We start from the raw sequence: 10744 nt of genomic DNA, 5'->3' as shown, positions 1-10744 counted from the left end.
GCGGAGGAACCGGTGACGCAGCACCCCCCGACCGCGGACGAGCTGCTCCGTTCGGTCACCGACACATTCGGCGCGGACACCCCGCCGAGCGACGAGGACAGCCTCATCACCTGGGGCCTGGACTCCATCACCCTGATGAAGATCGCGAGCGGCTGGCGCCGGCAAGGTGTCCGCGTCACGTTCGCGGAACTGGCCAAGGAACCCACCCTGCGGGCCTGGCGGGCACTGCTGACGGCCCGTACGGGCGCGGCACCCGAACCCGAACCCGAGCCCGCTCCCATGACGGTTCCGGCGGCCGATCCGGGCGAGCCGTTCCCGCTGGCCGTCATGCAGCACGCCTACCGGATCGGCCGCGGCGAGGACACCACCCTCGGCTCCGTCGCCGCGCATCTCTACGTCGAGTTCGACGGCGCCGGGGTGGACCCGGAGCGGCTCGACACCGCCGTACGCGCCCTCGTGGAGCGGCACGGAATGCTGCGCGCCCGCTTCGGCGACGACGGCCGCCAGGAGATCCTCCCCGCCCTCACCCGCCCCGCGACCGTCGTCAACGACCTGCGAGGACTGGACGCCGACACCGTCGCGGCCGAACTGGAGTCCCTGCGGCACTCCTCCTCGCACGCCCGGCTCGACGTCGCGGCCGGCGAGGTCTTCTCCGTCCGGCTCTCCCTGCTGCCGGGCGGCCGCAGCAGGCTCCACGTGGACGTCGACATGCTCGCCGCGGACGCCCTCAGCTACCGCGTCCTGCTCTCCGACCTCGCCCACTTCTACGAGCACCCGGCGACCCCGCTGCCGCCGATCCGCACCAGCTACCCGGAGTACCTCGCCGAACGCGCCACCGTACGGCGGCTCAGCCGCGAGGACTCGCGGAAGTGGTGGCAGGAGCGCATCCCCGAACTGCCCAGCGCACCCGAACTCCCGCTCGTGCCCGAGGCGGAGCGCGCCGACCCCACCCGGGTCACGCGCCGCCACCACTGGCTGCGGGCGCAGGAGAAGCAGCGCCTGACCGCCCGGGCCCACCGGCACGGACTCACCCCGGCGATGGCGGTGGCGGCCGCCTTCTCGGAGGTGCTGGCCGCCTTCAGCGGTCAGGCGCGCTTCCTGCTCAACATCCCGATGTTCGACCGCCGCGGCTCCCACCCCGATGTCGACCTTCTCGTCGGCGACTTCACCAGCTCGGTCCTCCTCGACGTGGACCTGGCCGGGCAGGAGTCCTTCACCGCGCACGCCCGGCGCCTCCAGGACCGTATGCACACCGACGCCGCCCACGCCGACTACTCCGGCGTGGAGGTACTGCGCGACCTCTCCCGGCACCGGGGCGAACAGGTCCTCGCACCGGTCGTGTTCACCAGCGCGCTGAACCTGGGAGAGCTGTTCGACGCGGGCGTAAGCCAGTCCTTCGGGGAACCGGTCTGGATCATCTCCCAGGGCCCGCAGGTGGTCTTGGACTGCCAGGTGACCGAGGTCGACGGCGGGCTCCTGGTCAACTGGGACGTGCGCGAGGACGCCTTCCCCGCGGGCCTGGTCGACGCCATGTTCGCCGCCTTCCACGCATTGGTGAGCCGGCTCGGCACCGAGGAGGCGGTCTGGGAGCAGCCGGTACCGGCGCTGCTGGGCGAGCGGGAGAAGACGGTCCGCGCGACGGTCAACTCCACCGAGGGGCCGCGCAGTCACCGGCTGCTCCACCAGGGGTTCTTCGAGCGGGCGGCCGAGCGGCCGGACACGCCTGCGCTGCTCTGGGGCTCGGAAGGGGCCTTGTCCTACGGCGAGTTGGCCGACCGGTCGCTGAGGGTCGCGGCCGACCTGGTGGAGCGGGGTGTGCGGCCCGGGGACACGGTCGCGGTCAGTCTCCCGAAGGGGCCCGACCAGATCACGGCCGTTCTGGGTGTGCTCGCCGCGGGCGCCGCCTATGTCCCCGTCGGCGTCGGGCAACCGCCGGCTCGCCGCGAGCGCATCCGGGCCACCGCGGGATTCCGGGCAGTCCTGGACTCCGTGTCGCTACACCACCCGCCCCTCGCGGAACCGGTGACCGTGGACGAGGAGCAGCCCGCCTATGTGCTGTTCACCTCCGGCTCGACCGGCGAACCCAAGGGGGTCGAGGTGCCGCACCGGGCGGCGGTGAACACCATCGACGACCTCAACGAGCGCTACGCGGTGGGTCCTTCGGACCGCTGCCTGGCCCTGTCCGCCCTCGACTTCGACCTGTCCGTCTACGACACGTTCGGGCTGCTGGGCGCGGGCGGCGCACTGGTCCTCGTGGACGACGCCGACCGGCGCGAGGCCGGTCAGTGGGCGGAGCTGGTGCGCACCCACGGCGTGACCCTCCTGAACTGCGTACCGCCCCTGCTCGACATGCTGCTCCTCGCACCCGGCGAACTCTCCTCACTGCGGGTCGTGTTGCTCGGCGGCGACTGGGTCGGCACCGATCTGCCGGGGCGCCTCGCCGAACGGGCGCCGGGGTGCCGGTTCGCCGGTCTCGGCGGGACGACGGAGACCGCGATCCACTCCACGGTCTGCGAGGTGACGGGCGGTCAGGTGCCCGCCGGGTGGAAGTCGGTGCCGTACGGCACCCCTTTGCGCAATGTGCGCTGCCGGGTCGTCGACGGCCGGGGGCGGGACTGCCCCGACTGGGTGCCGGGCGAGCTGTGGATCGGCGGGGACGGGGTGGCGCTCGGGTACCGGGCCGATCCGGTGCGCACGGCCGAGAAGTTCACCGAGCGGGACGGCCTGCGCTGGTACCGCACCGGTGATCTCGCCCGCTACTGGCCCGACGGCACCCTGGAGTTCCTCGGCCGCCGCGACCATCAGGTGAAACTGCGCGGTTTCCGGATCGAGTTGGGCGAGGTGGAGGCGGCACTCGCCGGGCACCCCGCCGTGCGCAGGGCTGTCGCGGGGCTGACCCGGGGGCAGGGAGTCCAGCTGGCGGCCGCCGTGGCCGCCGAGCGGGGCACGGCCGCGGAGGAACTGCGGGAGTGGGTGCGGTCGGTGCTGCCCTCGCACATGGTCCCGTCGCGGATCGCCGTCGTGCGGGAGCTTCCGCTCACCTCCAACGGCAAGCTGGACCGGCGTGCCGTGCGGCAACTCTGGGAGGGCGAGGAGGAGTTGGGGCACCGGGCGCCCGGCACCGCGCTGGAGACGGTCGTGGCCCGGGTCTGGGCGGACGTCCTCGGTGTCGAACGCGTCGGCCTCGACGACGGCTTCTTCGCGCTCGGCGGCGACTCCGTGCTCGCCACGGTCATCGTGAGCAGGCTGCGGGAGGTCCTCGACACCTCCGAGGTGTCCGTCCGCGCCCTGTTCGCCACGCTCACGGCCGGGGGCATGGCCAAGCGGCTGTCCGCCGAGGAGGCGACGCCCGGCCGGCTGGAGGGGGTCGCCGCGATCCACCTGGAGATCGAGGACATGTCGGCCGAGGAGATCGACGCGGCCCTGCGCGACGCGTAGGGAACGAGGAAGGGCGGCCCGCCCCGAGTGCGGCCCGCCCTTCCTTCCCCCTCACTGTCAGTCGAGCTTGGCGAAGCCGGTCTCCAGATTGTCCAGCGCCCACGGGATGCCCAGGGCGGACGGACTGCGCAGCTGGCTGATCGTGGCGACGTCGGTCACCACGTAGTGGTCCTTCTTCACCGCGGACATGTTCTTCACCAGCGTGCTGGCCTCGAAGGCCTTCTTCAGGTCCGGCGTGGTGAACGCGATGATCACCAGGTCGGCGTCGAGCTTGTCGAGCTGTTCGAAGGACAGCTCACCGGTCGGGCTCCCGCTCACCGTCTTGATGTCGGTGACCGACGGGGTCAGCTTCAGCCCGACCTCGCTCATCAGCTTGGCGGCGAAGTCCTCCTCGGAGGCGATGGTGTAGATCTTGGCCGGGGTGTTGCCGATGGACAGGCTGTAGGTCTTGCCCACGAGGCCCGGGTGCTTGTCCTTCACCGCGGCGATGCGGGCCTCGGTGTCCTTGACGACCTTCTCGGCCTCGTCCGGCTTGCCGACGGCCTGGCCCACCACCTGCACGTGCTCCTGCCAGGTCTGCTGTCCCCACGCCGTCTCGTAGCCGATGGTGGGGGCCACGGCGGCGAGCTTCTTGTAGTCCTTGTCGAGCGTGAAGTCCGAGGTGGCCAGGATCAGATCCGGCTGGAGGGCGGCGACGGCCTCGTAGTCCACCGCGGTGAGCGTGTCGAGCAGCTTGGTCTTCTCGGTGTCGATCCTGTCCTTGAGCCACGGGTAGATGCCGTCGGAGCTCAGGGCGTCCTTGGAGATGGCGACAGGCGTGACACCGAGGGCGTAGAGCGCGTCGATGTCGTCCGTACCGCCGTTGCCGATCACCACGACCCGCTCGGGCGCCGACTTGATCCGGGTGCTGCCGAACTTGTGCTTGACCGTGACGGGGAACGCGTCCGAGGAGGCGCCGTCGGAGGACGACGAGACGGGGTCGTCGTCCTCCACGGAGCCACAGGCGGCCAGCGCGGCGGCCAGGGTGACCGTGAGAAGGGTGGTGCGGAGTTTTCTCGACATGTGCATCCCTTTTCGCCAGATGCCGGCAGACTCGGTACGCCGGTCAGTAAAGCAAGGTAAGCCTTGCCTTAGCAATGTGTTCCGGACGCGATCCTTGCCCGAACGCGCATGTGACGGTCAGTCATGCGGCGTTGTTCGGGCGGGAGTTCGGGTACCGGGTGAGATAGCCGCCCATCGTCCGGAAGTAGTCGGTGGCGGCGAACTCGGTGCCGTCCTCGGTGCGCAGCCGCCGGACGACGAGCCCACGGCAGTGGCCGGTGTGGGCGTCGGCGCCGGCCACGATGACCACGCCGTCGCCCTCGCGGATGAAGATCCGGCCCGGGGTGCCGCCGTAGAACGCCTCTGACACGGAGGCCTCGACGATCCTGAGGCGTTCTCCGCGGTGGAACGTGTACGCGTTCGGGTACGGGTCGGACTGGGCCCTCACGAGGCGTTCCAGGCATTCCGCGGGCCAGCTCCAGTCGATGCGGCTGTCCTCGAGTGACCGCTTGTGGAAGAAACTTGCCCGGCCGCGGTCCTGCGGCACCCACTGTCCGGCGTCCTTGCCGGCGGCGATCAGATCGAGCGACTCGCGCACGATCGGCGAGATCAGGTCGACGGTCCGGTGGAACAGGTCGGTCGCGGTGTCGGCCGGTCCGACCGGTATCGAACGCTGGACGAGGATGTCCCCGGCGTCGAGCTCGGCGTTCATGCGGTGCGCGGTGACGCCGACCCGTGCCTCGCCGTTGATGAGCGCCCAGATCAGCGGCGAGAAGCCTGCGTACGCCGGCAGCAGCGAGTCGTGGATGTTGAGCGTGCCGTGCGGGGGCAGGTCGAACAGCTCTGGTGGCAGCCAGGTCCGCCAGTTGTTGGCGACGATGATGTCCGGTCCGGACTCCCGCAGCGCGGCGAGGAGTTCGGGGTCGTCGGGCCGGTTGCGCAGCAGGACGGGGACGTCGTTCTTCTCGGCCAGTTCGGCGACGTTGTCGTCCCAGATCTTCTCGTAGGCGTGGTCGCTCTTGGGGTGGGTGACGACGAGGACGACTTCGTGGTCGGAGTCCAGCAGGGCCTGGAGTGTGCGGTGCCCCCAGGTCTGATAGCCGAACATGGCGACGCGCATGCGGTGCTCCCCTCGGACGGCCTCATTGCAAGGTAAGGCTTACCTTATCTAACATGTGGCTGCCTGAGGGAGGCGATGCCACGGTGAACTCACCGCTCACGGGATCGGATCGCACCTACGACATCCTCGGAATCGGCTTCGGCCCGTCAAATCTGGCCCTGGCCATAGCCATTGCGGAACACAACGCAGACCTTCCACCCGAGCGACGGCTGGACGCCCTTTTCCTGGAACGCCAACCGGGATTCGGCTGGCACCGGGGCATGCTCATCGACGACGCCACCATGCAGGTGTCCTTCCTGAAGGACCTGGTGACGTTACGGGACCCGGCCAGCGACTTCAGCTTTCTCTGCTTCCTGCGCGACCGCGGCCGGCTGGTCGACTTCCTGAACCAGAAGACCCTGTTCCCGCTGCGCGTCGAGTTCCACGAGTACTTCGAATGGGCCGCCGAGCGGGTCCGCTCGCTCGTCGCCTACGACCACGAGGTGACCGCCGTCGACCCGGTCCGGGACGACTCGGGCGCCGTCACCAGCTTCGAGGTGGTCTGCGGCGGGAGGACGTACCGGGCCCGCAACCTGACCGTGGCCGTCGGGCTGGAACCCCATGTGCCACCGGGCGCCGAACTGTCCGAACGGGTCTGGCACAACAGCCAGTTGCTGCCCGGCGTGGAAAAGCTCCTCGCCGAGGGCAAGTCCGTGCGGCGGGCCGTCGTGCTGGGCGCGGGGCAGAGCGCCGCCGAGTCGGTCGACTACCTGCACCGCTCCTTCCCGGAGGCCGAGGTCTGCGCGGTCTTCTCCAAGTACGGCTACACCCCGGCGGACGACAGCCCGTTCGCCAACCGCATCTTCGACCCGGAGGCGGTGGACGTGTACTTCACCTCCCCGTCGGAGGTGAAACAGTCCCTCTTCGACTACCACCGCTCGACCAACTACTCCGTGGTCGACATGGAGTTGATCGAGTCCCTGTACGCGAGCGCGTACCGCGAGAAGGTCACCGGCCGGGAGCGGCTGCGCTTCCTGAACGTCTCCCGCATCCGTGAGGTGAGCCAACGCGCCGACAACGCCCTCGACATCACCGTCGAGTACCTTCCCACCGGCGACGAGCGGACCATGGAGGCCGACCTGCTGGTGCACGCCACCGGCTACCGGCCGCGCGACTTCACGGCCCTGCTCGGAGAGGCGGCCAAGGTCTGTCTCCGGGACGACGGGGACGCCATCCGCGTGACCCGCGACCACCGCGTGGAGACCGCCCCCGACGTCACCGCGGGCATCTACCTCCAGGGCGGCACCGAGCACACCCACGGACTGACCTCGACCCTGCTGTCCACGACGGCGATCCGGGCCGGCGAGATCCATCGCTCACTGCTCGCCAGGCAGGCGGCACACTCCGGCTGAGCCGCCCGCGGGTGCGCCTGACGCGGGTGTGCCCGACGAGTGGCCCGGCCCCGGGCCGCCGTCAGCCCAGCGCGCGATCCAGGTTGAACGCCGCGCTGATGAGCGCGAGATGCGTGAACGCCTGCGGGAAGTTGCCCTGTTGCTCGCCGGTGTGGCTGATCTCCTCGGCGTACAGGCCCAGATGGTTGGCGTACGTGAGCATCTTCTCGAAGGCGAGCCGTGCCTCGTCGACCCGGCCGGCGTGCACCATCGCCTCGACGTACCAGAAGGAGCAGATGGAGAACGTGCCCTCGTCGCCGCGCAGCCCGTCGGGGCTGGCCAGCGGGTCGTAGCGGTAGACCAGGGAGTCGGAGACCAGCTCCTGGGTGAGCGCGTCCAGGGTGGACAGCCACTTGGGGTCGGTCGGGGCGATGAACTTCGTCAGCGGCATCATGAGGACGGCCGCGTCCAGCACGTCGCCGTCCTCGTGCTGCACGAACGCCTTGCGGGTCTCGGACCAGCCGCGGCTCATGATCCGCCGGTAGATCGTGTCGCGGCACTCCAGCCAGCGCGGCAGATCGGCCGGCAGACCGCGGCGGTTCGCCATGCGGATCGCCCGCTCGATCGCCACCCAGCACATGAGACGCGAGTACAGGAAGTTCTTGCGGCCGCCCCGGGTCTCCCAGATCCCCTCGTCGGGCTGGTCCCAGTGCTCGCACACCCACTCCACCAGGGCGCACACGTCGTCCCACTGGTCGCTGGAGATCGGCTTGGCCCACTTGTCGTAGAGGTAGATCGAGTCGATCAGCGCGCCGTAGATGTCCAGCTGGAGCTGGTCCGCCGCGGCGTTGCCGATCCGCACCGGCGCGGAGCCCTGATGCCCTTCGAGGTGGGGGAGTTCGGTCTCGGTCAAATCGGTGCGGCCGTCGATGCCGTACATGATCTGCAGGGGTCCGGAGGGTTTGCCGTCGCCCGGACTGATGTGCTCGGTCACGAAGTTCATGAACGCCTCGGCCTCGCCGGTGAAGCCGAGCCGCAGCAGGGCGTACACACAGAACGCGGCGTCCCGCACCCACACGTACCGGTAGTCCCAGTTGCGTTCCCCGCCGAGCTGTTCGGGCAGGCTCGTGGTCGGCGCGGCCACGATCGCGCCGGTCGGCGCGTAGGTGAGCAGTTTCAGGGTGAGGGCCGAGCGGTGCACCATCTCCCGCCACCGGCCCCGGTACTTGGAGGCGGAGAGCCAGCGGCGCCAGTAGGCGACCGTGCTGCTGAACTGCTCCTCGGCCTCGGTGCGGGCGCATCTGCGCGGGGTCACCTCACCGCCGACCTGGTCCAGCGCGAACACCGCCGACTCGCCCTCGGCGAGCTTGAAGTCGGCGCGGGCGTCCTGGCCGTCGGTCTCCAGCGGCACGGTCGCGGTCAGGCCGAGCGACAGCTGCTCCGATTCGAAGACGGCGACGTCACCGGCCATGCGCACGGTGTGCGGCGTCCTGCCGTAGTCGAACCGCGGGGCGACACGGGTGCGGAACGGGATGGAGCCGCGTACGCACACCACCCGCCGGATCAGCCGGTGCCGCTCGGTCTCGGCCGACTCGCCGTCCACCGGCATGAAGTCCTGCACCTCGCCGACGCCGTCCTCGGTGAAGAAGCGGGTGATCAGGACGTTGGTGTCGGGGCAGTAGAACTGCTTCGTCTTCGCCGGCACCGACGCGGCGAGCTGGAAGGACCCGCCGCGCTCCGCGTCGAGGATCGAGGCGAAGACGCTGGGGGCGTCGAAGGACGGGCAGCAGTACCAGTCGATCGTGCCGTCCGTGCCCACCAGCGCCACGCTCCGCAGGTCGCCGATCAGCCCGTGCTCGGCGATCGGCAGATACGGCTGGTCCGGCTGGTCCAAAGGTGTTGCGCTCATCGCGGCCTCCCTGGAACCACCCTAGGTCGGTTCGGCCCGGCAGGTGCGGCGAACGGAATCAGACCGCGACGACCCGGATCCCCGCCTCCTCGAAGCCCCGCACGGCGTCCTCGTCGGCCGCCGTGTCCGTGACCAGCGTGTCCACCGCGTCGGACGCGCAGATCCGGGCGAACGCGCGCTGCCCCAGCTTGCTGGAGTCGGCGGCCACGATCACCCGCGCGGCGCGCTCGCACAGCAGCCGGTTGATCGCCGCCTCGGCCTCGTCGTGCGCGGCCGCGCCGTGCGTGACGTCGAAGGCGACCACACCGAGCACCGCCACATCGATGGTGATCTGGCTCAGCACCCCGTCGGCGAGCGGCCCGATGAGCTCGTACGACTGCGGACGCGCCACCCCGCCGGTCACCACGATCTTGAACTGCGGGCGTACGGCCAGCTCGTTGGCGATGTTCAGCGCGTTGGTGACGACGGTGAGCGCGGGGGAGCCGGATGCCAGGTCGGGGCGGACGGCCAGGGCGCGGGCCACCTCGGTCGTGGTCGTGCCGCCGGTGAGGCCCACGGCGGTGCCGGGGGTGACGAGAGCGGCGACGGCCTGGGCGATGCGCTGCTTCTCGGAGGCGTGCCGGGCCGTCTTGTAGCGCAGCGGCAGCTCGTAGGAGACCCCGTGCACGACCGCGCCGCCCCGGGTGCGCACGAGCATCTGCTGTTCGGCCAGCTGGTCGAAGTCGCGGCGGATCGTGGCGGACGAGACCCCCAGTTCGGCGGCGGCCTCCTCGACGTCCAGCCGGCCGCGCTCCACGAGCAGTTCCAGCAGCGCTTTCCAGCGGGCGTCGCGGGACATCCGCGGCCTCCATTCCTCGACCTCTCCGTGACCTTAGCGCACCCCGATGTCACTCGAATGCTTGATTATGCTCGAAACCTCGCTATATCTTGCAGAAACAATCACCGCGGTGTTCGTTGACGGGGAGGGGCCGCGACATGACCCATGTCGAGGACGAGCTGGTCAGTCAGCCCGAGTGCTGGATCCGGGCGGCGGCCGAGGCGCCGGACCATGCCGCCGTGCTGCCGGCGCCGGGGGAGCGGGTCGCGATCGTGGGGTGCGGCACGTCGTACTTCATGGCGCAGTCCGTCGCGGCGCTGCGCGAGGGCGCGGGACAGGGCGAGACGGACGCCTTCGCCGCCTCGGAGTACCCGCACGGCCGCCCGTACGACCGTGTCCTCGCCCTCACCCGCTCCGGCACCACCACCGAAGTGCTGGAACTGCTCGGGCGGTTGAAGGGCCGTACCCGGACCACGGCCCTCACCGCCGACCCGCACACACCGGTCATGCGGGCAGCCGACGACGTCGTCGTGCTCGACTTCGCGGACGAACGGTCCGTCGTGCAGACCCGGTTCGCGACCACCGCCCTGACCCTGCTCCGCGCCCACCTCGGTCTGCACACCGACGCCGTCGTCGCCGACGCCCGCAGCGCACTCGCCGCCCCGCTGCCGGACGGACTCGTCCACTGCACGCAGTTCACCTTCCTCGGCCGCGGCTGGACCGTGGGGCTGGCCAACGAGGCCGGCCTGAAGATGCGCGAGGCGGCCCTGTCCTGGACCGAGGCCTACCCGGCCATGGAGTACCGGCACGGCCCCATCAGCATCACCACCGCGGGGACCGCGACCTGGATGTTCGGCGAGGCGCCCGAGGGGCTGGCCGAGCAGGTGCGGGAGACCGGCGGACTGTGGGTCGCGGGCGGTCTCGACCCGCTCGCCGAACTGGTCCGCGCCCAGCGGCTCGCCGTGGCCGTCGCCGCGGACCGGGGTCTCGACCCGGACCGGCCGCGCCATCTCACCCGTTCCGTGATCCTCGCCGGTTCGTAGGAGCGG

At 70.6% G+C, this 10744-nt stretch carries 7 protein-coding genes; 3 read left to right on the top strand and 4 right to left on the bottom strand.

Annotated features, from left to right (window positions below):
- The first annotated feature begins 12 nt into the window (after window positions 1-12).
- Complete coding sequence (locus OG381_RS07875) at window positions 13-3438, top strand: amino acid adenylation domain-containing protein (RefSeq protein ID WP_327715389.1); 3426 nt, start codon at window positions 13-15, stop codon at window positions 3436-3438.
- 57 nt (window positions 3439-3495) lie between these two features.
- Here OG381_RS07875 and OG381_RS07870 read toward each other — a convergent pair whose 3' ends face one another.
- Together OG381_RS07870 and OG381_RS07865 are read right to left on the bottom strand one after the other, a co-directional pair.
- Window positions 3496-4500 (bottom strand): iron-siderophore ABC transporter substrate-binding protein, encoded by a 1005-nt coding sequence (locus tag OG381_RS07870; RefSeq protein ID WP_327715388.1) that lies wholly within the window; start codon window positions 4498-4500, stop codon window positions 3496-3498.
- A gap of 121 nt (window positions 4501-4621) precedes the next feature.
- Window positions 4622-5599, bottom strand: a complete 978-nt coding sequence (locus tag OG381_RS07865; protein WP_327715387.1) for a methionyl-tRNA formyltransferase — start codon at window positions 5597-5599, stop codon at window positions 4622-4624.
- An 83-nt stretch (window positions 5600-5682) separates the two neighbouring features.
- Between OG381_RS07865 and OG381_RS07860 the strand changes: the two genes are divergently transcribed.
- The gene (locus OG381_RS07860; protein WP_327715386.1) at window positions 5683-6990 is read left to right on the top strand and encodes a lysine N(6)-hydroxylase/L-ornithine N(5)-oxygenase family protein; all 1308 of its coding nucleotides are present in this window, start codon (window positions 5683-5685) and stop codon (window positions 6988-6990) included.
- Between the two features lie 61 nt (window positions 6991-7051).
- On the opposite strand, the gene OG381_RS07855 is transcribed toward OG381_RS07860, so the two are convergent.
- A complete protein-coding gene (locus tag OG381_RS07855) occupies window positions 7052-8878 on the bottom strand; it encodes a glycoside hydrolase family 15 protein (protein ID WP_327715385.1) in 1827 nt (608 codons plus the stop codon).
- Between the two features lie 58 nt (window positions 8879-8936).
- Window positions 8937-9716 (bottom strand): DeoR/GlpR family DNA-binding transcription regulator, encoded by a 780-nt coding sequence (locus OG381_RS07850; RefSeq protein ID WP_327715384.1) that lies wholly within the window; start codon window positions 9714-9716, stop codon window positions 8937-8939.
- Window positions 9717-9853: 137 nt separating this feature from the next.
- Here OG381_RS07850 and OG381_RS07845 point away from each other — a divergent pair, with 137 nt between their 5' ends.
- On the top strand, window positions 9854-10738 hold the full coding sequence (locus OG381_RS07845; protein ID WP_327715383.1) for an SIS domain-containing protein: 885 nt from the start codon (window positions 9854-9856) through the stop codon (window positions 10736-10738).
- The last annotated feature ends 6 nt before the right edge of the window (window positions 10739-10744 follow it).

Source organism: Streptomyces sp. NBC_00490 (assembly GCF_036013645.1).
GTDB classification, from domain to species: Bacteria; Actinomycetota; Actinomycetes; order Streptomycetales; family Streptomycetaceae; genus Streptomyces; species Streptomyces canus_F.
The sequence above is the reverse complement of the archived record's forward strand: the minus strand, read 5'-3'. Positions and strand labels throughout refer to the sequence as shown.